Genomic DNA, 22763 nt, shown 5'->3' with positions numbered 1-22763 from the left:
CGGTTATGGTCCGGTCACAACAAAGAAAAACCCCACGGGAGTCCGGGCACCGGGCTGAGAGGGGGGCTGATGCGGCCCCCGACCGTCGAACCTGATCCGGGTCATGCCGGCGCAGGGAGGAGTGCTTCATGCACGATTCGTTCTCGTTTCCCCGGCTGCACGTCATCACCGACTCGCTCGACGTCGTTCGCGGGGTCGCCGGTCAGGACGACGTCGCCGTTCAGATCAGGGTCAAGACGACCGACGCCCGGGCGTACGCGCTGACCCTCGCGGCCCTCGAAATCCTTCGCCCGGCAGGCACCATGTGCCTGGTCAACGACCGGGTCTCGGTGGCGCTGGCGGCCGGCGCGGACGGTGTGCACCTGGGCGCCGACGACCTGCCGGTGGACGTCGCCCGGCGGATCCTCGGCCCGGACGCGGTGATCGGCGCGACCTGCCGGAACCCGACGGACGCCCGGGCCGCGGTCGCCGCCGGCGCCTCCTACCTGGGCACCGGGCCGGCGTTCGCGACGTCCACGAAGGACGGACTGCCACCACCGATCGGCCCGGCCGGTGTCGCGGCCGTCGTCGACGCGGTGCCGGGCACGCCGGTGCTGGCGATCGGCGGGATCACCGCGGACCGGGTGCCGGCCCTGCCGTCGCACGGCGTCGCCGCGATCGGCGCGTTCGTGACCGACCCGAAGCGGGCGGTGGCCGAGTTCCTGGAGGCCCTGCGATGAGGGTCGCGATCGTCGGCGGCGGCATCATCGGCCTGGCCGTCGGCCGGGAGTTGCTGCTGCGCGGAGCGGACGTCACGGTCTACGACCCGGCGCCGGCGGGGACCGGGGGCGCCTGGCACGTGGCGGCCGGGATGCTCGCTCCCGGTGGGGAGTCGGCGTTCGAGTTCCCGTTCCTGGAGCCGCTGCTGGAGGCGTCCAACGCGCTCTGGCCGGAATACGCGGCAGCCCTCGGCGACGTCGGTTACGACGACGCCGGCACGCTGAGCGTGGCGTTGACCGCCGACGATCTGGCGGAGGCGAAGCGCGAGTGGCAGCACCAGAAACTCGCCACGCTGACCGGCTCGCAGGTGCGTGACCGGGAGCCGTCGTTGTCGCCCCGGATCCGGGCCGGCGCGTTCTCGCCGACCGAGCGCCAGGTTGATCCGCGCAAGGTGGTGGCGGCGCTGCGTTCCTCATTGCACGGTCGGTTTGTGTCGCAGCGTGTGACTGACATTTCCGATATTTCCGCCGATAGCGTCGTCGTTGCGGCCGGTGTCGGCACGGCTTCGTTGACCGGCCTTCCCGTTCGCCCGGTGAAAGGCCAGGTGCTGCGGCTGCGCGGCGAACCGGGCCTGCTCCGGCACGTGATCGACGGCGCCGCTGACGGCCGGCACGTCTACCTGGTGCCCCGCGCCGACGGCGAGGTGGTGGTCGGCGCGACCCAGGAGGAACGCTCCGACCGGGCGGTCACCGCGGGCGGAACGCACGACCTGCTGCGCGCCGCGCTCGACCTGGTGCCCGGCCTCTCCGAGCACGAGATCACCGAGCTCACCGTCGGGCACCGGCCCGGCACGCCGGACAACGCGCCGATTCTCGGCCGGCTCGACGACCGGACCGTGGTGGCCGCCGGTCACCACCGCAACGGGGTGCTGCTCGCCCCGATCACCGCTCGGCTCATCGCGGACCTGGTGCTGACCGGGACCGCTGACCCACTGCTGGACTCCTTCACCCCCGGGAGGTTCTGATGCGCCTGACCATCAACGGCCAGGACCGGAGCAGGTCCGACAGCTGCACCGTCGCGACCCTCGTGGCCGAACTCATCGCCGCCCAGCGTGGGGTGGCGGTAGCGGTCAACGGAACCGTGGTGCCGCGCTCGGCGTGGTCGCAGGTCGACCTGGCCGACGGCGACCGGATCGAAGTGCTCACCGCCGCGCAGGGAGGCTGACATGACTTCCCCACTCCTGCCCGCGTTTCTGCCCGCGAACGGGCTGATCCTGGGCACCGGCGGCGCGCAGAGCCTCGCCGCCCTGGAAGAAGCGATCACCGCGTCCGAGACCACGCTCGTCACGGTGGCGCTGCGCCGGGTCGACGCGGCCGGTCCGGGCCTGCTGCCGATGCTGGACCGGCTCGGTGTGCGGGTGCTGCCGAACACCGCGGGCTGCTACACGGCCGGGGACGCGGTGAAGACCGCGCAGATGGCCCGGGAAGCGTTCGAGACCGACCTGATCAAGCTGGAGGTGATCGGCGACGAGCGGACCCTGCTGCCCGACGGCGTGGAACTGCTCCGAGCTGCCGAGACGCTCGTCGCGGACGGGTTCACGGTACTCCCGTACACCACCGACGACCCGATTCTGGCCCGCCGCCTGGCCGACGCCGGATGCGCCGCGGTGATGCCCGCCGGTTCGCCGATCGGTTCCGGTCTCGGCATCTCCAACCCTCACCACATCCAGCTGATCCGGCAGAACGTGGACGTGCCGGTGGTGCTGGACGCCGGCATCGGCACCGCTTCCGACGCGGCGCTCGCGATGGAGCTGGGCTGCGACGCGGTGCTCGTCGCCAGCGCGATCACCCGGGCCGACGATCCGGCGGCGATGGCGGCGGCGATGCGGCACGCGGTCGCGGCGGGACGGCTCGCCCGCGCCGCCGGACGGATCCCGCGCCGGTTCCACGCGCTCGCGTCCACCGCCGACGAGGGGATCGCGGAATGGTGACGCCGGGCGGGCTCGTCGTGCTCACCGACCGGCGGTCCGCCGCCGGGCCGCTGGTGGAGGTGGTCGCGGCGGCGGTCCGCGGCGGCGCCGATTGGGTCATTCTGCGTGAGCGCGACCTTGGGTACGAGGAACGAGCCGCCCTCGCGGCGCAGCTCAGACCGCTCCTGCCGCCCGGGCGCCTGATCGTCGCGGGCCCGGACCCGCTGGGTGGCACGGCCGTGCACCTGTCGGCGGCCGATCCGTTGCCGGCCGGGGTTCCGCTGGTGGGTCGTTCGTGGCACGGGACCGAGCCGCTGTCCGATGTGGATTACGTGACGTTGTCGCCGATCTACCCGACGGCCACGAAACCGGGTTATGGGCCGGCGCTGGGTGCCGCCGGCGCAGCGGCGCTGGCCGGGCGGATGCCGTGGCTGGCGCTGGGCGGGGTCGACTCGGCGGCGCGGGCGGCCGAGTGCGCCGCGGCCGGGGCCGAGGGGATCGCGGTCCTGGGGGCGATCATGCGGGCCGCCAATCCGGCGCGGGTGGCGAGCGAGCTGGCGGGCGCGTTCGCGGCTGCCCAGCGCGTTGCGGCGAGTGCGGGAGCGGGCACGTGACGCCGCCGGTGGTGCTCACGATCGCGGGGTCGGACTCCGGCGGGGGCGCGGGGATTCAGGCGGACCTCAAGACGTTCGCGGCGCTCGGGGCGTTCGGGACGTCGGTGCTCACCGCGATCACCGCGCAGAACACGCTGGGCGTCACGGCGATCCACGCGGTGCCCGCCGAGATCGTCGCGGCGCAGCTGGACGCGGTGCTCTCGGACCTGCCGGTCGCGGCGGTGAAGGTCGGGATGGTCTCGGATCCGGCGGTTGCCACGGTGATCGCGGAACGGGCCGGCGACCTGCCCCATCTGGTCATCGATCCGGTGATGGTGGCCACCGCCGGAAGCCGGCTCTCCGATTCGGCTGTCGTCGGGGTGCTCCTCCCGTACGCAAGTGTCCTGACGCCGAACCGGCACGAAGCCGGCGCCCTCCTCGGCAGGGTGATCGAAACGGCCGAGGAGATGGCAGTGGCCGCCGCCGAGCTCGCGGAGCTCGGCCCGCGCGGGGTGGTCGTGACCGGAAGTGAGCTTGCGGTTGACGTCCTGCACGTCGCGGGCGAGACCACCGTGCTGCGCGGCTCGCCGGTGGAGACCCGGAACAACCACGGGTCCGGCTGCACGTTCTCGTCGGCGATCGCGGTGCGGCTGGCCGCGGGCGACTCGGTGCCGGAAGCGGTGATGACCGCGAAGGATTACGTGCGACGCGGTCTGCGCGGCGGCGCCTCCTGGCAGCTCGGGGCGGGACCCGGGCCGCTGGACCACTTCGCCTGGTCTTCTTGAGTTCCGGCAGCACTGTCGCTGATCCTTTGCGGCCGTGTCATGCCGGTTTTATCCAACTTCGTGGAGGTTTGCCGTGAGACGTAAGACCTATGTGGACGGTCCCCGTCCGGACATCCGCGTGCCGTTCACCGAGGTGGTGCTGACCGGGGACGAGCCGCCGGTGCGGCTCTACGACACGTCCGGGCCGGGCAGCGATCCGCTCGTCGGGCTGCCGCCGCTGCGCAAACCGTGGTGGACCGGGCAGACCCAGCTCGCTGCCGCGCGAGCCGGGATCGTCACGCCCGAGATGGAGTTCGTCGCGGTGCGCGAGGGCGTCACCCCCGAGCTGGTGCGCGACGAGATCGCGGCCGGTCGTGCGGTGCTGCCGGCCAACCGGAACCACCCCGAGTCCGAGCCGATGATCATCGGCTCGCGCTTCCTCGTGAAGGTCAACGCGAACATCGGCACCTCGGCCGTGACCTCGTCCGTCGCCGAGGAGGTGGAGAAGCTGACCTGGGCCACCCGGTGGGGCGCCGACACCGTGATGGACCTGTCCACCGGGCCGCGGATCCACGAGACCCGGGAGGCGATCGTACGGAACTCGCCCGTCCCGATCGGAACCGTGCCGATCTACCAGGCGCTGGAGAAGGTCAAGGGCGACCCGCTCGGGCTCACCTGGGACCTGTTCCGGGAGACCGTCATCGAACAGGCCGAGCAGGGCGTCGACTACATGACGATCCACGCCGGAGTGCTGCTCGAGTACGTCCCGCTCGCCGCCGAACGCGTCACCGGAATCGTCTCCCGCGGCGGATCGATCATGGCGGCCTGGTGCTTGGCCGAACACCGGGAGAACTTCCTCTACACCCACTTCCGCGAGCTCTGCGAGATCTTCCGGGAGTACGACATCACGTTCTCGCTCGGGGACGGCCTGCGCCCCGGGTCGATCGCCGACGCCAACGACGAAGCACAGTTCGCCGAACTGCGTACCCTCGGCGAGCTCACCCACATCGCGTGGGAGTACGACGTACAGGTCATGGTCGAAGGCCCCGGCCACGTGCCGATGCACAAGATCAAGGAGAACGTGGACCTGCAGGTCGAGCTCTGCGGCGGGGCGCCGTTCTACACGCTGGGCCCGCTGGCGACCGACATCGCGCCCGCCTACGACCACATCACGTCGGCGATCGGCGCCGCGATGATCGGGATGTTCGGCACCGCGATGCTCTGCTACGTCACCCCGAAGGAGCACCTCGGCCTGCCGAACAAGGAGGACGTGAAGGCCGGGATGATCGCGTACAAGATCGCGGCGCACTCGGCTGATCTGGCGAAGGGGCACGCCGGCGCGCAGGAATGGGACGACGCGCTGTCCCGGGCGCGGTTCGACTTCCGGTGGGAGGACCAGTTCGAGCTGGCGCTCGACCCGGAGACGGCCCGGGCGTACCACGACGAGACGCTGCCGGCGGCGCCCGCGAAGACCGCGCACTTCTGCTCGATGTGCGGGCCCAAGTTCTGCTCGATGCGGATCAGTCATGAGCTGCGGGCGGCCGGGATGAAGGCGAAGTCGTCCGAGTTCGTGGAGGCGGGTGGCCGGGTCTACCTGCCGGTGGCGCCGTCTGCCTGATTCGCCTGATCCGGGTCCTTCCGCGTTTGGCCGGGCTGGGTCGGCGCTTGGTCGGAGTGCTTCGGCAGGAAGTCGTAGATCGGTTCGTGGGGCGCCTCGGGCTCGGAACCTTCGGGGTTCGAGGCGCCGCCCACTGATTTGTTGAGCTCGCCGAGGGTTTCCATGGCCTTGCGCTCCGCTTCGGGCTTGAGGCGGATCGGGCGCTGGAGGGGTGGTTTGTCGTCGGCCTCGGTGGGGGTGGGTTCCGGTTTCGCGGCTGCGGGTTCGGCCTTCTTGCGGGGGCGGCGGGCGCGCTTGGCCGGGGGTTTGGGCGGTTCCGGGGCGGATGCTTCTTGTGTCGGCTTCGGCTCTTCGGTGGCTGTCTTTCCCTCGGCAGTCTTTTCCTCGGTCTTTTCCTGGGCCGTTGCCGGCTCGGGGGCCGGCTCCGGTGCCGGCTCTTTTTCGGCGACCGGCTGTTCTTCGGTGACCGGTTCTTTTTCGGGAACCGGCTGTTCTTCGGTCTGGGGTGGTGTCGGCGCGGGGGGCGCGGCGACCTTGGCTACTCCGGTGGCTTTCCGGGCCGAAGGGCGGCGATGCGATGCGGGCCGGGGTCCGGGTTCCGGCTCGGGGGTGACGTTCGCCGGGACGATCCGGTAGCGGTAGGTCACCCCGTCGTCGCGAACCACGAAATCGTCGGCGCCGTCCGGCCGGGTCCAGGTGAGGATCATCTGACCGTATTTTTCGGCGAGCTTCACCAGCGCCGGAAAACTGTCGACGATGACGACGGGTTTGCCGGGCGGGCTGGCCATCGGCTCGACCGGGACCAGCAGGTGGGGGTACCGGCGCTGGATCTGCTCCCGGTTCTTCAACGGAACCCGGCGGAAGGCCAGCAAGGCGACCACAGCGATGCCGGCGAGCGCGACGAGCAGCGACCTCACCGCCCAGCTGCGTGCCTGTCCGGCGGTGAACAGATCCTTGCCGAAGAGCGAGATCTGACGGGGGAAGGTCCCGCCGCCGGAGGTTGCCGCCGATCGCTCGACCACGAGGCTCTCCGCGCCGCCCAGGAGAGCCAACTGGATGTTCGTGAGGCCGAAGCTCACCGATGGTTCGAAACTTGATCCGTCGGCGTGGCTGACCCGTGCGGTGACCGCCACGGTGATCGCTCCGACGTTCGTGCCGATCGCCTCGGACGCGCGCTGCGCCCGGTCGTCCAGCCCGTCGAGATCGAGGGATACGGTCCCGGTGAAGCGCTGTGCGGAGAATTCCTTGGGCTGAGCCAATCGAACAGTCGAATGCCAGCCGGTCTGAGACGAGAGCCGGGCACTGACTTCCACCGTGCCGGGGCGCCCGAGATACTGCATCCGCAGGACGACGAACTTGGCGAGATTCCGGTAGATCGGGTCCGGGGAGTACGCGGTGGTGCCGTCGTAGGCGGCGCTACGCGGCACGTCCGCCGAGTAGGAGAACGTCATCGACTCCCCGGCCCGCACGGAGGAATCGGTCGTTTGCGTCGCCGGCTTCATCCAGCCGAGCACGCCGGACACCAGCGCGCAGGCGGCCAGCACGACGGAGAGCACGGCGAGGGCCCGGATCACCGGGTGGAGTCGTCTGACCGCCTTGGCGACGGTCATCGTCACCGCCCAGGAGCCGCCTTGGCCAGACATGCTCTTCGTCCTCTTCTTCTGCCGGCCGCGCGGGATGTCCCGGCGGGATCTCACCGCGGCTGCCCGGGCGCCGACGATCAGGAATCCGAACATCCCGAGCGCGGTCGGGCTGAGCAGAGGCTTCAGCCAGAATCCGCCATTGGGGACGTGCAGCACCGCGCGGCCGATGAGCTCGTTCGCGGTAGGTTCGATCGCGTCGACCGCGGGATTGTTGTCTCCTTGCAAGACATAGCCGGTGAGGGCGTCGCCGCCGATGATGCGGTGGAGTGTCTCTATGCCTCCGAACCCATGGTATGCGGCGATCTGCCCGACTTCGTAGGAATCGAACTTGATCAGAAAGACCAGATCATCGGCGTAATAGGTGGGATTCATGCTGACGCCGTGCGTGATGACGTAGGAGAGGCGATGGGTGCTGACCGCCCACGCGCCAATGGCCGCCATCACGAGGATGGCGGCCATGGCGATACGTCGGAACCTCGGGATGGCTACTCCGCGATGTGACGACTCACAGCTGTGGTAGCAGCCATGGTGTCACCTCGGGAGGAGCGTTCGAGGCGCTTCTAGGATCAGGCGCCGGGGGCAACCTTGAGGTCGAGATCGGTCACCGCGGTCAGGTAGTCGGTGGCAGGGGTGGCGACCGTGCAGTTCCAGACCGTGCCCGTGGTGCTCCAGGCGCAGGTGAGGGCGGAGGTCGAGACCGGCGTGTTGCCGGCGTTCGTGCCCTTCAGCGTTCCGGTGATCACCGACGTGGTGGTGTTCAGGGTCGTGCCGTTGGTGCCAGCGATGTCGATCTTGGCGCCGGTGACCCGGTTGCCGTTCGTGCCGTCGTAAACCAGGGCGGCCGAGTTGAGAATCGCGCCCTCCACCGTCATGGTGGTCGTGCCGCCACCGACGATCTTGGTGAAGTTGCCGGCGTTGGTGACACCGGAGGCGGTGAAGGCGGTGCTTCCGGCCGCGACGACACCGGCGACGGCGATTCCACCAAGAAGCTGCATCATGTTGCGCATAAGAAGGTTCTCCCCAAGGTCGGTAGCCCAGCCAGCCTCATGGGCTCTGTGGCTTTGCGTCCCCGGCTTGCGCCGGGTTTGCTCTTGTCGGCCGAGCGGGTTGCTCGATCTCGCTTACGCCAGGTTGTTCGGTCGTGGGCCCGGCGGGCTAAGCGTTAGCAGCCACTTTTCCGGCGTCTTTTTCGAGGTTTTCGCGCCTGAGTGCAGCTCGGGTGCTAAGGGGGCGCGGGGCCGTTCTTGGCGGGGGGAGAAACGGTGCGCGGAGGCCGTCTCGGGATGAACGCCACCTGGGCGGTGCGGCGCACGAAACGGCAGTGTGCGTGGATGCGAGCGCACCGAAGCGGGCGATGGCGGAGGTGAGGGCGCACCGAAGCGGTGCGTGTGCTTGCATCCCTGCCCCAGCGTGGACGAGAGCGCGCAATAACGTTGCGTGTGCCCTCGTCTGCGCTGGGCGGGAAGAGCGTGTGGCCTCGTCCGTGCTGGGCGGGAGAGCGTGTGGCCTCGTCCGCGCTGGGCGGGAGGAGCGTGCGGCCTCGCCCGGCCTTGAACTTGGGGCTGGTTGCCACGCGGGTCGGTGCCCATGAGCGGAACCATGGGCGTACCCGGGAAGGGGTTAAAGCTTGTAGAACGTCACGTAGTGGTCCGGCGTGAAGTAGGCGACGCGGGTGCTGCGGTTGACCACGATGCGGTAGGCGTCGCGGGAGGCGCCCCGGGCCCGGGAGTAGACGTCGTATTCGCCGTAGGAGGCGGACGGGAGCTGGCCCTCGCGGTTGTAGAACGTGCCGCCGGTGTAGTTGTAGTTGCCGTACGGCCAGGCGTACCAGCCGGCGCTTGTCGGCCAGCCGAGGGACTTCCAGCCGTTGTACGCGGTGCGCGCGGCCGAACAGCGGCTGATCGTGCAGCTGTTGTGAACCGCCGCCTGCGCCGCGTCGGTAGTGGTCGGGGCTACGACGGCGGGCGCCACCAGCGCCGTGCCGGAGAGGGCGAAGACCAGAGCGAGGCCGGAGAGCAGCCGGCCGATTCGAGTGATCATGATCGGACTCCGATGCCGTGGAGGAATACCCGGACATCGATAATCGTCACCGCCTGGGCGGTGTGGCGGTACCTCCTGATCCGATCATTTCACCGGAGTTGGGTAACGCTTCACGCTCCGCCGAGACCGTTCACCCAGTTGACGTACTCGTCCTGCTGGCTCTGTGAGCCGCGCTGCGGGGGAGGCCCGCTGATCGACGTCGGCTCCACCACCGGCGGGCGCGCGGCCGAGGGGGTGATGCGCGGGTGCTCGGCGGTGTCAATTCCGGTCCGGGGACCCGGGTTGCCGGTGGTGAAACCGTCGAACGAGGCGGCTGGGGAAGCCGGTGGGTTCTCCGGGGCCGAGCGGCGGGCGCGCCAGCCGCGGCGCGGACCGGGTGCGGCCTCCTGCTGGCCGGAGAAGCGGGCCGGGGCGTCCTGGCCGGAGAACTGCGCGGGGGCGTCCTGCCGGCCGGAGAAGTGGGGTGCCGGAGCGGCGGACTGCGGGCCGGCGAAGCGCGGCGCGGCGCTATGGGGGGCGGTGCTGTGCGGGGCGGTGCTGTGCGGGGCGGCGCTGTGGGGCGCGGCGCTGTGCGGGGCGGCGCTGTGCGGGGCGGCGCTGTGCGGGGCGGCGCTGTGCGGCGTGGGGGCGGGGGCGGCGAAGCGGGGCGCGGCGTCCTGCGGGCCCGGGCCGGAGAAGCGGCCGGTGGACTGGGGCGGCTGGCCGAACGGCGTGCCCGTACCCGAATTGAAGGGTGAGTTGGGCGCGGTGGCCGGAGCCTGGTTGGCCAGGTCGGCGAGGGGGTGCGGGCGGTCGGCGACGGTGAGGACGCCGGTGTCCGAGGGGTGGAGGTGCGGGTCAGGGCGCTGCGCGGCGGCGGCCGCCGCGGCCGCGATGGCGGACGGGCCGGGTGCGGAGGGGGCGGCCTGGTCGCGCCGGGGTAGTGGGGCGGAGACCTGGTCACCGGCGCTGTTCGGCGCGGTGTTGCTCGGAGCGGCATTGCTCAGAGTGGCATTGCTCGGAGTGGCATTGCTCGGAGTGGCATTGCCGGCAGCGGCGTTGCCCGGGGTGGCGTTGCCGGCAGCGGCGTTGCTCTGGGTGGCGCCGGCCGGGGTGGCGCCGTTCGCGGGGGCGCCGGCGGCCGTCGACGGCTCCGCGTCGTGCGCCCGCTCCGGCGCGCCTCGGATGATCACGGCCAGCACCGAGCCGAGGACGCCGGCGCCGGCGGCGAACATCGCCGACCAGTACGGGCTGAAGGTGAAGCCGGTGCTCTCGCCGGGGCCGGCGATCAGGTAGGCGACGGTGAGCAGCGCCGGCCCGGCCAGGCCGGTGAGCGCCACCGCGAAGGTCGGCATCCGGCGGCCACGCGCCATCAGGCCGAGGAGCAGGCCGGAGAAGAGCGCGAGCAGCGGCATCGTGACGAACGGGGTCCGGTCGTTGACCACGGCCGGGAGGAAGTCGCCCTCCAGCACGCCGAGGCGGACCGGGGCCGGGGTCTTGCCGGGAAGCAGTGTCGGGACGACCGCGGCGAGGCCGATCACCCACACGAGCACGGTCAGGGCCGCGATGTTCCACCGGACGACCGCCCGCGCGGCGGCGGCCCAGGCGGCGAAGACGCCGATCGCGACGCCGAGGCCGGCGCACACGCCGATCACGAAGACCGGGTTCACGCCGGCGACCTGGGCGGAGCGGGCCGGCTGCATGGTCAGCGGCAGCACCACGAGCGCGCCGAGGCCGGACGCGAGGCCGATACCGAGCGCGCCGCCGGTGCCGACCGGCTGGGGCCGCCAGCGGGGCCGGAAGCCGGTGCCGACGATCGCGCCGAGCGCGGCGGCGGTCATCGCGATCCAGGCGACCCAGGCGAGCTGGGACGTCCACTGATCACTCGCAGTGACGTCCAGGTCTCGATCGAGGCGCACCATGCTGAGCCCGTAGGCGAGGCCGAGCTGACCCGCGCCGACCACGGCCGCAGCCGCCGTGGTGGTGGCCAGCAGCTTCACCCAGCTCCGAAATGCCATGCCGCGCACGTTACGGAATGTCCAGGCCGACGCGCCAGTCCGGAACCCGCTTATTAAGACACCCTAAAGTCTCGATCATCCACATCGATCTGTGTAACTATGTTAGGCATCACTGAGGGTCACCGGAAGGCGACGTACGGGTCAGTTGCCACGCCTACCGTCCGCAGTGGACACTATGCCGCACCGGACAACGAGTCCGTCGCGTCGTGCCAAACCTTGCGAACGTGAGACCTTCGCAAGGTCACGGGACGGAAATCTCAGTGGCTGGAACGGTGACGGTGGCTTCACGGAAGGTCGCGGGTGAGATATTCGCGCACGTCAAACCGGACGTCGCCGCTGCGCTTCGCGTTCTCGTCCGGTTCTCACCCGGACAGCCGAGCATTTTCCGGGAGGTTCCAGGCTTCCCAAACGGTCCGGCGTTCTGATGAAATCGCCGCCGTGCCGAAATCGGCGCGGGCTTTGCTGCGGGCACCGGACGGGGCCGGACCGCGGCCCCTGGCACGTCGGCTGATCTGCCGGAGCCGAGCGGGGACGACCACGAAGGAGATGTCGTGAGCACGGGATCCTCGGCCCAGGCTGCACGACGTGGCCTTCCGCGGCTTCGCGACGCGCGCATGCGCGCCAAACTGGGCGCCCTGCTCTTCCTGCCACTCGCCGCGGTGCTGATTCTCGCGACCGTGCGGCTCGGCGAGGTCGGCGAGCGGGCGACTGACGCCGACCGGGTGGCCGACCTGACGAGCCTCGGCAGCGACCTCTCCCAGCTGACCGGCCTGCTGCACGACGAGCGGATGACGGCGCTGGCGTACCTGGCGGAGCCGGACTCCGCCGACACCGGGTACCGGGAAGCGGTCAAGGCGGTCGACGCTCAGGCCCAGGTCGTCGGAACCCACCATGCCGGGATCGACGAGATCCCGGCCCTGGTCGACCAGCGGCTGACCCTGGCCGACACCGCGTTGCGCACCCTCCCGGAGATTCGCCGGAGCGTCGCCGACCGGTCCGTGACGGTGCCGGAGACGGCCGGCCGGTACGGGGACGCGATCGCCGGGATGGGCGGGTTCGCCGCGACGGTGAGCCGGATCGCCGAGCCGGGTCCGGTCGCGGACGGCCTGCGGACGCTCGCCGCCTTCAGCCGGATCGAGACGGCCGCCGCTCAGCAGGCGACGGTGACGTTCGTGGCCCGTACCAGCGGGGGGTTGAACGCCGAACGGCAGCAGGCGATCGTCGCGGCGCAAGTCACCCGCCGGGAGGCGCTGGCCGACCTCCGGTCGGTCGCGACCCCGCAGCAGATCGCCCTGGTCGAGACGGTGGCCGAGGACGACGCCGTGACGCGCGCCGACACTCTCTCCACCCCGTCGGGCGGGCTCGCCGGGACCGCGCCGAACGATGTCGTCGACGTCTTCGGCACCGTGACCCGGCTGCTGAGCGCGGCGAAGTCGCAGATCGACGAGCAGGTGGTCGCCAGCGCGCGGGACGGCAGCAGCGACACCTCCCGGCGGGCGACAGTCGAGTTCGTCCTGGTGCTGCTCGTGCTGCTGGCCGCGGTCATCGTCGCGATCTACCTGGGTCGATCCATGCACCTCGCGGTGCGGCGCCTGCGGGAGGGCGCGCTCGCGGTGGCGAACCGGGATCTTCCCGAGGCCGTGACTCGTTTGCAGGACGTGGAGAACCTGGGCGAGGGCGGCGTCGACCGGATCGTCGCGCAGACCCGGGACCCGATCCCGGTCACCGAGAACGACGAGTTCGGGCAGGTGGCCGAGGCCTTCAACATGGTGCACCGGGAGGCGATCCGGGTCGCGGCCGAGCAGGCCGCACTGCGGACCAGCGTCTCCACCATGTTCCTCAGCCTGGCCCGGCGCAGCCAGAACCTGGTCGACCGGATGATCGGCGAGCTCGACCAGATCGAGCGTACGGAGGAGGACCCGAAGCGGCTCGCCCGTCTCTTCGAACTCGACCACCTCGCCACCCGGATGCGCCGCAACGACGAGAACCTGCTGGTGCTGGCCGGCGCCGAGGTCGGCGCGCCACGCCGCGAGGACGCGCTGCTGATCGACGCGATCCGGGCCGCGCAGTCCGAGGTCGAGCTCTACCACCGGATCGAGTTCGGCTCGGTCGACACCGACGTGCTGGTCACCGCCGCGTCCGTCAACGACGTGGTCCGCCTGATGGCCGAGCTGCTCGACAACGCGACCCGGTTCTCCCCGCCGTCGACAGTGGTGATGGCGCACGGCGGGCGGGTCGGTGACCACGCCGTGGTCCAGGTCGAGGACCGCGGGCTCGGCATCTCCGCCGACCAGATGGAGCTGATCAACCGCCGGCTCACCGAGCCGTCCGCGGTGGACGTCGGCGCGTTCCGGCTGATGGGCTTCGCGGTGATCGGCCGGCTCGCGGCTCGCCACGGGATCGGGGTCGAGCTGCGGCCGGGCAGTGAGGGCGGCACGATCGCCGAGATCACGTTGCCGGCTGAGGTGGTGGTGCTGCCGGGTGCGCAGGCCGCGCCCCAGCGGGCCGCCACCTGGACCCGGCCGGGGCCGCCGCCGATCGCCGGGGGCTCCGGTTTCCCGGCTGGGCGGCCGGAGATCCGGCCGCCGGTCCGGAGCGTGGCGATGCCGGCCGAGCCGGTGTTCCGCAAGCTGATGTCGTTGAGCGGGCCGCCGTCCGATTTGGATCTCGCGCCTACGCCGGATCGGCCGCCGCTGCCGACCCGGGCGCCGGTTTCGCCCGCGCCCGCTGCGGAGAGCTATCCGGGCGCTTTCGTGCCGGCTGCGGAGACGCCCTCGGGTGCCTTCGCGTCCGTCACGGAGGCGCGGCCGGGTCTGGAGGCGCGGCCGATCTCGGATGCGCGGCCGGGTCTGGAAGCGCGGCCGGTTTCGGGGGCGTGGCAGGGTTCGGAAGCTCATCTGGATGACAAGATCCAAGTGGAGATGCAGCACAACTGGTTCGACCGGAGTGAGGACCTGCACGGGCAGGTCGGGATGCCGACGGCGGGATACGCGCCCCCGCCGGCGCCGGTTTCGGCCCCGCCGGTATCGCCGCTTGCCGCCGCTCCGGTCTCCGTGCCTCCCGTCTCTGCTCCTCCGGTTTCCGTGCCTTCGGTTTCCGCGCCTTCGGTTTCCGCGCCTTCGGTTTCCGTGCCGAGGGTCGCCGCGCCGCCGGTCTCGGCTCCTCCGGTCGCCCCGGCGGCGGCTACAGTTCCGAAGCCGCGGCCGGCCGCCGAGGACCGGTGGCGGACCACCGCCGACGACGGCTGGCAGCGGGCGATGGCCGCGGCCGCTCCGCAGGACGCCGGAACCACCCGGTCCGGGTTGCCCAAACGGATACCGCAGGCGCAGCTGGTGCCCGGCGGCGTGGACAACACAGCGAGGACCCAACACCGTCGCAACCCGGAGGAGGTCCGGGGACTGCTGTCCTCGTACCACCGCGGGGTGCAACGAGGGCGGACGGACGGCGTTGCCGAATCCGCCGTCACAGCGACACATGCTCCTAAGGAGAAAGAACAGTGACCAGGCCCCCCACCATGCACGACATGGGCTGGCTGCTCAGCAACTTCGCCGACAGCATCGCCGGTATCGCGCACGTGATCGCGGTCTCGGCGGACGGCCTGCTGCTGGCCTCGTCGCGTGACCTGCCAGCGGATCGGGCGGACCAGCTCGCGGCGATCACCTCCGGCGTGGTCAGCCTCACCGACGGTGCGTCCCGGATGTTCAATGCCGGACAGGTGCAACAGACCATCATCGAAATGGACAGCGGTTATCTTTTCCTGATGTCCATCAGCGACGGTTCGTCGATGGCTGTTCTGGCGGCGCGAAGCTGCGATGTCGGCCAGGTCGGCTACGAGATGGCTCTGCTGGTGGAACGCGTCGGCGCGGCACTGTCGCCGGCGCCACGCGAGGCCGTCAGTTACTAGACACCGGGGGCCGCTGGCCTCCGGTGGGGACGAGGTGACCGCGACATGGCAGAGCCGCACGATCCCCGGGGCAACCTGGTGCGGCCGTACGCGGTCACCCGCGGCCGGACCGAACCGATCCGGGACATTCCGATCGAAGCGGTCCTGGTCGCGAGCGCGGCGGCCGTACAGGAAGCGCGGTTCGCCGGACATGACAAGTACCGCATCGCCGTGCTGTGCGAGCCGAAGGCGCAGTCGCTCGCGGAGCTCGCGGCGCTGACCCGGTTACCGCTGGGGGTGACCCGGGTGCTCGTCGCCGACATGGTCGCCGATGGGCTTTTGACGCTGCACAGTGCCGCTCCGCGAACCGGTTTCGCGGAGCGGATGGATCTTCTGGGAAGGGTGTTGGGTGGACTACGCAAGCTCTGAGGGGGCCGGAGCGCGTCCCACGGAGATCACCTCCGCGAAGATCGTGGTCGCTGGTGGCTTCGGTGTGGGCAAGACGACGCTCGTCAGTGCCGTCTCCGAGATCGACCCGCTGACCACCGAGGCCGTGATGACGTCGGCCGGCGAGGGAATCGACGACGCCTCGAAAGTGCCAGGCAAGGAATCGACCACGGTGGCGATGGACTTCGGCCGGATCACCATGGCCGAGGACCTGATCCTCTACCTGTTCGGCACACCGGGGCAGACCCGGTTCTGGTTCATGTGGGACGAGCTGATCCGCGGCGCGGTCGGCGCGGCCGTGCTCGTCGACACCCGGCGGCTCACCGACGCGTTCGCGCCGCTGGACTACTTCGAGAACCGGCACCTGCCGTACCTCGTCGCGGTGAACTGCTTCGACGGGGCGCCCCGGTACGAGCCGGAGGAGGTCCGCGAGGCGCTCGCGATCCCGTCCCGGGTGCCGCTGCTGATGTGCGACGCGCGGCATCGGGAGTCGGCGAAGGCCGTGCTGATCGGTGTGGTCGAGCACGCGATGGCCACGCTGGTCGCCGAGCATGAGGGCAATCAGCCAACGCCGGTCGGCTAGCCGGTTTCCGCTCAGCCACCCGCCGGTAGCGAAAGACGCCGGACGGCCCGGGCCCCGCGCCCGGGCCGCGTGGACTCTCGGTGACGGCGATCGGTGCGGTTGGGGAGGGCTTGGGGCGTACCCGATGGTGGTGGTCAGGCCGGGAGACGGTAGCCGCGCTTGACCACGGTCTGGACCACCCCGGGTACGGCGAGGCCGGCACGCAGGCGAGCGACAGCCATCTCGACGGCGTGCTCGTCGGCGCCGCGGGGGAGCGCTTGCAGCAGCGCGGCCCGGGAGAGCACCCGGCCGGGTGAACCGGCGAGCTCGCGCAGGACCGCCATCGGGGCCGGCGCCAGCGGGCGGAGTTCACCGTCGACGATCGCGGCGTGGCCGCGCAGGGTCAGCGTATGGCCGGCCACCTGCAGGGTGACGGCGCGTTTCGGCAGTTCGTCGACGATCGTGCGGACCAGGGCGCTGAGCCGGGCCCGCCCCGGTGTGACGACCGGGATGCCCTGGCGGCGCAGCGGCGCTGCGGTGACCGGTCCGACGCAGGCCGCCAGGACGTCGCCGCGCAGCGAGTCGAGGAGGGCGTCGGTGCCGGTGCCGGCGGCGCGCAGCACGGCCTGGACCGCCGCGGCCGAGGTGAACGTCACGGTGTCCACCAGCTTGCCGATGATCAGGTCGACCAGGCGGTGCAGCGGCGCCTGGTCGACGGGTGGCGCCCAGCGGTAGACCGGCGCCTCGATGACCCGGGCGCCGGCCCGCTGCAGCGCTTCGGTGTACTCCGGCTGACTCTCGCCGTGCAGTTGCAGGGCCACCGTGAGACCCGTCAGGCCGCGGGCGGTCAGGTGGTCGACGACCTCCTCGTATCCCTCGCCCTCGGGGGTCCACTGCTCGTGCAGGCCCGCGGTGCGGACCGCGGCGCGTGCCTTCGGCCCGCGGGCCACCAGGTACGCCCGGGACAGCACCGACCGCAGCGGTTCGGCCAGACCCCACCCCTCCGCGGCCTCCAGCCAGCCGCGCATGCCGATACCGGTGTTGACCAGCACGATGTCGGGTGGCGTGTCGAGGCAGGCCCGGGTCGCGGCGCGCAGTTCGGCGTCGTCGGCGATCGGGACGATGCGCAGGGCCGGCGCGAGGACCACGCGGGCGCCGCGCGCTTCGAGGAGGGTGGCGAGCTCGTCCTTACGCCCGTCGGCGGTCACGCCGATCGTGTAGCCGGAGAGGGCCGCCGCCGGCTCCGCGAGAGCGGCAGCGGTCAGCGCGGCCCGGCGGGCGCCCGGGGTCCGGTCCGTCATCCCGAACCCGGGTGGAGTAGGACCTGGCCCGCGTGGAGCAGGACCGAACCCGGGTGGAGTGGAACCGGGCCGGGGTCGAGAAGTCGCGGCGTGGCCGAACGGTCCACCGAAGGGCACGCTCGAAGCCCGCCGTCCTCGGCGTCGACCCGCTCCCATGTCACGCCTGCGTTCTTCGCCGTGCCTCCGTCCGGGGCACGCCGCGACTCCTCCTCGCCGAACCGGCGAGCCGGCCCGGCGGACATCGTCAGGTCCGTCCTCAACCCTGACGATGGTCCTTCCATGGTGCGCCCGCCGACGCGGCATCGGCTAATCCCGGGCCGCATCTTTGGGAGAACCGCACCGTTGGGCATGACGGAAGCGTGCCGGGGGCTAATTTCGGACGAGCGTCCCATTTGTTTCAAGCCTGCTAAGTCAGTCAGGTGGGTCAGGCAGGGTGGTCAAACAGGTGGGTTGTGACACCCGATTCGTGGGCCCCGGCAAGGCGGGGTATGCTTGCCCTGTTTGGGGTTCCGCCGGGGCTGAGTGTCTGCAACCAGGATGCTCGCCGGTTTGATGGTGCCCTGATCACCGCCTGTTTTGACCACGCGCCGCGTAGCCGGGTATTGTTGCCTGCTGTTGTGCGACTGTTGCGAGTGGTCCCTATGCGGGGTCGCTTGACGCATCGGCTCGATGCGACCAGCGCGCGCCCCCAGACCGACGACGAGACAAGGTAATTCTGTGCGTACGTACAGCCCGAAGCCGGGTGAGATCGAGCGTCAGTGGCACATTATCGACGCTTCTGACGTCGTTCTGGGTCGGCTGGCCACCCACACCGCGAACCTCCTCCGTGGCAAGCACAAGCCGACGTTCGCCCCGCACGTTGACACCGGCGACTTCGTCGTGATCATCAACGCGGGCAAGGTCGCGCTGACCGGCAACAAGCGGCAGACCAAGGTCGCCTACCGTCACTCCGGTTACCCGGGTGGTCTGAAGCAGGTCGGTTACGAGGAGCTGCTCACCAAGCGCCCCGAGAAGGCGATCGAGCTGGCCGTCAAGGGCATGCTCCCGCACAACAAGCTTGCGCGGCAGATCATCAAGAAGCTGAAGGTCTACCCGGGCGCTGAGCACCCGCACGCCGCTCAGCAGCCGCAGCCGTTCGAAATCAAGCAGATCGCGCAGTGAGCGCGGGAGAAGGCAGCAGCATGTCCGACATCATCGAGCCCGAGGTCGTCGAGACCGTCGAGGAGCCCGCTGAGACGGTCGTCGTGGTCGAGACGCCCGCGCCGGCCCCGGTCCGCGCCCCGCGTCCCGGTGACCGTCCCGTCCAGACCGTCGGCCGCCGCAAGGAGGCCATCGTCCGGGTGCGCCTCGTGCCTGGCACCGGCAAGATCACCTGCAACGGTCGTGAGCTCGAGAACTACTTCCCGAGCAAGGTGCACCAGCAGCTCATCAGCGAGCCGCTGACCACCACCGAGCGCGTCGAGCAGTACGACGTCATCGCCAACCTGCGTGGCGGCGGCATCACCGGCCAGGCCGGCGCTCTGCGTCTCGCCATCGCCCGGGCTCTGATCGTGAACGACCCGGACGACCGCCCGGCGCTGAAGAAGGCCGGCTTCCTGACCCGTGACGCTCGGGTCAAGGAGAGCAAGAAGTACGGTCTCAAGAAGGCCCGTAAGGCTCCGCAGTACTCGAAGCGCTGATTTTTGCGCCGCTTCTGACCGACGGCCGAGCGCACCCCGGATCGCTAGGGGCGTGCTCGGCCGTCGCTGTATCCACACCCTCCCAACCAGCCGTTCCGGTACTCGGAGAACAAGCGTCCCTGGGGCAGTCTTGGGTCACGTGTCACCGGCGAAAGGAAGCCGCCATGGGGCGACTCTTCGGCACCGACGGCGTTCGCGGTCTTGCGAACGGCGATCTGCTCACCCCCGAACTCGCCCTCTCGGTCGCGGTCGCTGCCGCCCGGGTGCTGGTCGAGACCGACAGCAGCCACCAGCCGCTCGCGATTGTCGGGCGTGACCCGAGGGCCAGCGGCGAGATGCTGGAGGCCGCTGTCGTCGCCGGCCTGACCAGCGCCGGCGCCAATGTGGTCCGGGTCGGCGTGCTCCCCACGCCGGCGGTCGCGTACCTGGTCGGGCAGACGAATGCCGACCTCGGTGTGATGCTGTCCGCCTCGCACAACCCCATGCCGGACAACGGGATCAAGCTCTTCGCCGCCGGTGGCGCCAAGCTGCCGGACGAGCTGGAGGCGAAGATCGAGCAGGCCGTCGCGGACGGGCACGGCCTGGTCGGGCGGCCGACCGGCGCCGCCATCGGCCGGGTGCACGACCTCCTGGACGGCGCCGAGCACTACATCAAGCACCTGATCGAGGCGACCCCGCACCCGCTGGCCGGGATCAAGGTCGTGGTGGACTGCGCGAACGGCGCGGCGAGCGACGTCGCCCCGGTGGCGTACCGGGAGGCCGGCGCCGAGGTCATCGCGATCCACGCCGAGCCGGACGGGCTCAACATCAACGACGAGTGCGGCTCCACCCACCTCGACAAGGTGCGCGAGGCCGTGCTCCGGGAAGGCGCCGACCTCGGTCTGGCGCACGACGGCGACGCCGACCGCTGCCTCGCGGTGACCGCCGCCGGCGACGTGGTCGACGGCGACCAGATCATGGCGATCCTGGCGCTGGCCATGCGGGACGCCGGCACGCTCACCGACAACACGCTCGTCGCCACCGTGATGAGCAACCTCGGCCTGCGGATCGCGATGAAGCAGTCCGGCATCCGGCTGCTGGAGACCAAGGTCGGCGACCGGTACGTGCTGGAGGAGCTGCAGAACGGCGACTACGCGCTCGGCGGTGAGCAGAGCGGGCACATCGTGATGCCGGCCTTCGCCACCACCGGCGACGGCGTGCTGACCGGCCTGCACCTGATGGCCCAGATCGCGGCGAGCGGCAAGTCCCTCGCCGACCTGGCGGCAGTGGTGCACAAGCTGCCCCAGGTGCTGATCAACGTACGGGTCGGTGACCGCGACGCCGGCGCCGCAGCGCCCACCGTGCAGGCCGCCGTGGCCCTCGCCGAGAACGAGCTGGGCGAGACCGGCCGGGTGCTGCTGCGCCCGTCGGGCACCGAGCCGCTGGTCCGGGTGATGGTCGAGGCCGCCACCGAGGAGAAGGCGCGCAGCGTGGCCGAGCGGATCGCTGACGAGGTACGGGCCGCCAGCCCGGCGTGACGTGCGGAAAGGGCCCTCTCAGAAGGGCCCTTTCAGACGCCTGGCGGCCTCGTCGATGACCTCGAGCCGCTTGCAGAAGGCGAACCGGATCAGGTGCTTGCCGGCTTCCTGATGGTCGTAGAAGACCTGGGTCGGCACCGCGACCACGCCGCTCCGGCCGGGCAGCTCCCGGCAGAACTCGATGCCGTCGGTCCCGCCGAGCGGCCGGATGTCGGCGGTCACGAAATAGGTGCCCTCGGAGGGCAGGACGGCCAGGCCGGCGTCGGTGAGACCGGCCACCAGACGGTCCCGGCGCTCCCGCAGGCCCGCGGTGAAGCCGGTGAAGTAGGAGTCCGGCAGGCCCAGCGCGACAGCGACGGCCGGTTGCAGCGGCCCGGCGTTCACGAACGTCAGGAACTGCTTGACCCGCAGCACCGCGGAGACCAGCGCGGCCGGTCCGGTGGCCCAGCCGACCTTCCAGCCGGTGCAGGAGAACGTCTTGCCCGCCGACGAGATCCGCAGCGTGCGCTCGCGCATCCCGGGCAGGCCGGCCAGCGGGACGTGCACGCCGTCGAAGACCAGGTGCTCGTAGACCTCGTCGGTCACGGCGTAGACGTCGTGGTCCCGGCACAGCTCGGCGATCAGGTCCAGCTCGGCGCGGGTGAAGACCTTCCCGGTCGGGTTGTGCGGGGTGTTGAGCAGCACGAGACGGGTCCGTGCGCCGAACGCGGCCCGCAGTTGCGCCTCGTCGAACTCGTACCGCCCGGACGGGCCGGGCCGCAGCGTGACCGGCCGCCGGACCGCGCCGGCCAGGGTGATCGAGGCGGCGTAGCTGTCGTAGTAGGGCTCGAAGCAGACCACCTCGTCGCCGGGCTCGCAGAGCGCCAGGATCGCGGCGGCGATCGCCTCGGTGGCGCCGGCCGTCACCGCCACCTCGGTGTCCGGGTCCCGGCTCAGGCCCCAGAACCGCTGCTCGTGCGCGGTGATCGCGTGCCGGAGCGCGGGGATGCCGGCCAGCGGCGGGTACTGGTTGAAGCCTCCGGCCAGCGCCTCGGCGGCCGCCGCCAGCATCTCCGCCGGGCCGTCGGTGTCCGGGAAACCCTGACCGAGGTTGACCGCGCCGGTTCTCGCCGCGAGGGCGGACATCTCGGTGAAGATGGTCGTGCCGAACGGCCGCATCCGTTCGATCAGGGGATCCGTGCTCACTCGAACACCAGCTGGGTGCAGGTGGTCGTCGCGAACGCGCCGGATCGGGTCTGTTCGGCGACCTCCTTGCCGTCGACCGTGGCACGGCAGGTGACGCTGCCCTCTCCGCTGCCGGAGCGTTGTGCGGAGACCGACACCACCGCCACACCGGTCATCGTGGTGGTCACCTTCCAGGGCAGTTTCACGCGGTTGAGCACCTTGGGGGTGGCGCCGAGCTGTTCGGCGTAGAGAATCTCGGCGGGCCCGTCCCCGGTGACCTCGTAGGTCACCGAGATCTCCCGGTTCGGGTCGACGCCGGGCAGGTCGGGCAGGTCGGTGGGGAGCGTCGGCAGGCCGGGCAGCTCCGGAACCGCGGGAATCTCCGGCAGCGTCGGGTTGGTGATCGGCTCGATCGCCTCCTGCGCCTTGTCCGTGATGCTGCGCACAATCAGCACGCCGGAGGTGACCACGCCACCGCAGAGCAGCACGGAGATGGCGACGATCAGCGCGATCAGCGGGGCCTTGCTCTTCCGCGGCGGTGGTGGGGGTGGACCCGGAGGTGGCGGATAACCGCCCTGGCCGTAATCCGGCGCGTAACCCGGCTCCGGCGAATAGCCGGGCGGTGCGTAGTTGACCGGCTCGTAGGCGACCGGCGGGAACTGCGAGGTCGGATCGGGGCCGGGGGCGGAGAACGGCGCTGTCGGGTCCGGCGGGAGGGGCGGCGTGGCTTGGCCGGGGATGAACTGCGGCGGCCGGGGCGGCTGGCGCGGCTCGCTCGGATCGCGCGGATCGCTCATGAGTTCCCTCCCGGTGAGGCGATGCCGTAGCCGACGGTACGCCAGTAGTGCACTTGCTCATCTATAGACCCAGCTTGTAGAGTTCCGCTC

21 protein-coding genes and 2 riboswitches are annotated in these 22763 nt (G+C 71.0%); of the genes, 14 read left to right on the top strand and 7 right to left on the bottom strand.

The genetic code is table 11. From position 1 onward, the window contains the following. The first annotated feature begins 24 nt into the window (after positions 1 to 24). Positions 25 to 135, top strand: a riboswitch (TPP riboswitch). From AB0F72_RS11790 to thiC, 7 genes are all read left to right on the top strand, one after another. Beyond that, entirely contained in the window at positions 129 to 719 is a 591-nt protein-coding gene (locus AB0F72_RS11790; RefSeq protein ID WP_360429150.1) for a thiamine phosphate synthase, read from the top strand. (Overlaps the previous riboswitch by 7 nt.) Further along, positions 716 to 1723, top strand: a complete 1008-nt coding sequence (gene thiO, locus AB0F72_RS11785) for a glycine oxidase ThiO (protein WP_360429147.1) — start codon at positions 716 to 718, stop codon at positions 1721 to 1723. Before AB0F72_RS11790 ends, thiO begins: the two co-directional genes overlap by 4 nt. Then, on the top strand, positions 1723 to 1923 hold the full coding sequence (gene thiS / locus AB0F72_RS11780) for a sulfur carrier protein ThiS (RefSeq protein ID WP_360429144.1): 201 nt from the start codon (positions 1723 to 1725) through the stop codon (positions 1921 to 1923). The genes thiO and thiS overlap by 1 nt, the downstream gene beginning before the upstream one ends. Position 1924: 1 nt before the next feature. After that, positions 1925 to 2689: a thiazole synthase gene (locus AB0F72_RS11775; protein ID WP_360429141.1), complete on the top strand. Its 765-nt coding sequence runs from the start codon at positions 1925 to 1927 to the stop codon at positions 2687 to 2689. Next, positions 2683 to 3282, top strand: coding sequence for a thiamine phosphate synthase (locus AB0F72_RS11770; RefSeq protein WP_360429139.1), 600 nt, complete (start codon positions 2683 to 2685; stop codon positions 3280 to 3282). The genes AB0F72_RS11775 and AB0F72_RS11770 overlap by 7 nt, the downstream gene beginning before the upstream one ends. Further along, complete coding sequence (thiD, locus tag AB0F72_RS11765; protein ID WP_360429136.1) at positions 3279 to 4046, top strand: bifunctional hydroxymethylpyrimidine kinase/phosphomethylpyrimidine kinase; 768 nt, start codon at positions 3279 to 3281, stop codon at positions 4044 to 4046. The genes AB0F72_RS11770 and thiD overlap by 4 nt, the downstream gene beginning before the upstream one ends. Before the next feature lie 73 nt (positions 4047 to 4119). Next, entirely contained in the window at positions 4120 to 5643 is a 1524-nt protein-coding gene (gene thiC, locus AB0F72_RS11760) for a phosphomethylpyrimidine synthase ThiC (protein WP_360429133.1), read from the top strand. Here thiC and AB0F72_RS11755 read toward each other — a convergent pair. From AB0F72_RS11755 to AB0F72_RS11740, 4 genes are all read right to left on the bottom strand, one after another. After that, on the bottom strand, positions 5616 to 7745 hold the full coding sequence (locus tag AB0F72_RS11755) for a DUF5305 family protein (RefSeq protein ID WP_360429130.1): 2130 nt from the start codon (positions 7743 to 7745) through the stop codon (positions 5616 to 5618). The genes thiC and AB0F72_RS11755 overlap by 28 nt on opposite strands. A gap of 107 nt (positions 7746 to 7852) precedes the next feature. Next, positions 7853 to 8284: a hypothetical protein gene (locus AB0F72_RS11750; RefSeq protein ID WP_360429127.1), complete on the bottom strand. Its 432-nt coding sequence runs from the start codon at positions 8282 to 8284 to the stop codon at positions 7853 to 7855. Between the two features lie 27 nt (positions 8285 to 8311). After that, positions 8312 to 8386, bottom strand: a riboswitch (cyclic di-GMP riboswitch). A gap of 520 nt (positions 8387 to 8906) precedes the next feature. Beyond that, on the bottom strand, positions 8907 to 9326 hold the full coding sequence (locus tag AB0F72_RS11745) for a ribonuclease domain-containing protein (protein WP_360429124.1): 420 nt from the start codon (positions 9324 to 9326) through the stop codon (positions 8907 to 8909). A 110-nt stretch (positions 9327 to 9436) separates the two neighbouring features. Continuing rightward, positions 9437 to 11323 (bottom strand): hypothetical protein, encoded by a 1887-nt coding sequence (locus tag AB0F72_RS11740; RefSeq protein WP_360429121.1) that lies wholly within the window; start codon positions 11321 to 11323, stop codon positions 9437 to 9439. A gap of 614 nt (positions 11324 to 11937) precedes the next feature. Between AB0F72_RS11740 and AB0F72_RS11735 the strand changes: the two genes are divergently transcribed. From AB0F72_RS11735 to AB0F72_RS11720, 4 genes are read left to right on the top strand one after another with little or no spacing between them, the layout of a single operon-like run. Next, positions 11938 to 14823: a nitrate- and nitrite sensing domain-containing protein gene (locus AB0F72_RS11735; RefSeq protein WP_360429118.1), complete on the top strand. Its 2886-nt coding sequence runs from the start codon at positions 11938 to 11940 to the stop codon at positions 14821 to 14823. Next, positions 14820 to 15227 (top strand): roadblock/LC7 domain-containing protein, encoded by a 408-nt coding sequence (locus tag AB0F72_RS11730; protein ID WP_014440769.1) that lies wholly within the window; start codon positions 14820 to 14822, stop codon positions 15225 to 15227. Before AB0F72_RS11735 ends, AB0F72_RS11730 begins: the two co-directional genes overlap by 4 nt. A gap of 45 nt (positions 15228 to 15272) precedes the next feature. Next, complete coding sequence (locus AB0F72_RS11725; RefSeq protein ID WP_360429115.1) at positions 15273 to 15635, top strand: DUF742 domain-containing protein; 363 nt, start codon at positions 15273 to 15275, stop codon at positions 15633 to 15635. Beyond that, positions 15616 to 16236, top strand: a complete 621-nt coding sequence (locus AB0F72_RS11720) for an ATP/GTP-binding protein (RefSeq protein ID WP_360429112.1) — start codon at positions 15616 to 15618, stop codon at positions 16234 to 16236. The genes AB0F72_RS11725 and AB0F72_RS11720 overlap by 20 nt, the downstream gene beginning before the upstream one ends. 134 nt (positions 16237 to 16370) lie before the next feature. Here AB0F72_RS11720 and AB0F72_RS11715 read toward each other — a convergent pair whose 3' ends face one another. Beyond that, positions 16371 to 17516 (bottom strand): uroporphyrinogen-III synthase, encoded by a 1146-nt coding sequence (locus AB0F72_RS11715; protein ID WP_360429109.1) that lies wholly within the window; start codon positions 17514 to 17516, stop codon positions 16371 to 16373. Positions 17517 to 18233: 717 nt separating this feature from the next. Between AB0F72_RS11715 and rplM the strand changes: the two genes are divergently transcribed. From rplM to glmM, 3 genes are all read left to right on the top strand, one after another. Further along, entirely contained in the window at positions 18234 to 18677 is a 444-nt protein-coding gene (rplM, locus tag AB0F72_RS11710) for a 50S ribosomal protein L13 (protein ID WP_014440773.1), read from the top strand. A gap of 20 nt (positions 18678 to 18697) precedes the next feature. Further along, the gene (rpsI, locus tag AB0F72_RS11705; protein ID WP_360429106.1) at positions 18698 to 19195 is read left to right on the top strand and encodes a 30S ribosomal protein S9; all 498 of its coding nucleotides are present in this window, start codon (positions 18698 to 18700) and stop codon (positions 19193 to 19195) included. Between the two features lie 164 nt (positions 19196 to 19359). Then, complete coding sequence (gene glmM / locus AB0F72_RS11700; protein ID WP_360429103.1) at positions 19360 to 20712, top strand: phosphoglucosamine mutase; 1353 nt, start codon at positions 19360 to 19362, stop codon at positions 20710 to 20712. 18 nt (positions 20713 to 20730) lie between these two features. On the opposite strand, the gene AB0F72_RS11695 is transcribed toward glmM, so the two are convergent. Continuing rightward, a complete protein-coding gene (locus AB0F72_RS11695) occupies positions 20731 to 21897 on the bottom strand; it encodes a pyridoxal phosphate-dependent aminotransferase (protein WP_360429100.1) in 1167 nt (388 codons plus the stop codon). Beyond that, positions 21894 to 22673 carry an MmpS family transport accessory protein gene (locus AB0F72_RS11690; protein ID WP_360429097.1) on the bottom strand — a complete coding sequence of 260 codons (780 nt, stop codon included), beginning with the start codon at positions 22671 to 22673 and terminating at the stop codon, positions 21894 to 21896. The genes AB0F72_RS11695 and AB0F72_RS11690 overlap by 4 nt, the downstream gene beginning before the upstream one ends. Between the last annotated feature and the right edge of the window lie 90 nt (positions 22674 to 22763).

This window comes from Actinoplanes sp. NPDC023936 (assembly GCF_040639325.1).
Classification (GTDB): Bacteria; Actinomycetota; Actinomycetes; order Mycobacteriales; family Micromonosporaceae; genus Actinoplanes.
The sequence above is the reverse complement of the archived record's forward strand: the minus strand, read 5'-3'. Positions and strand labels throughout refer to the sequence as shown.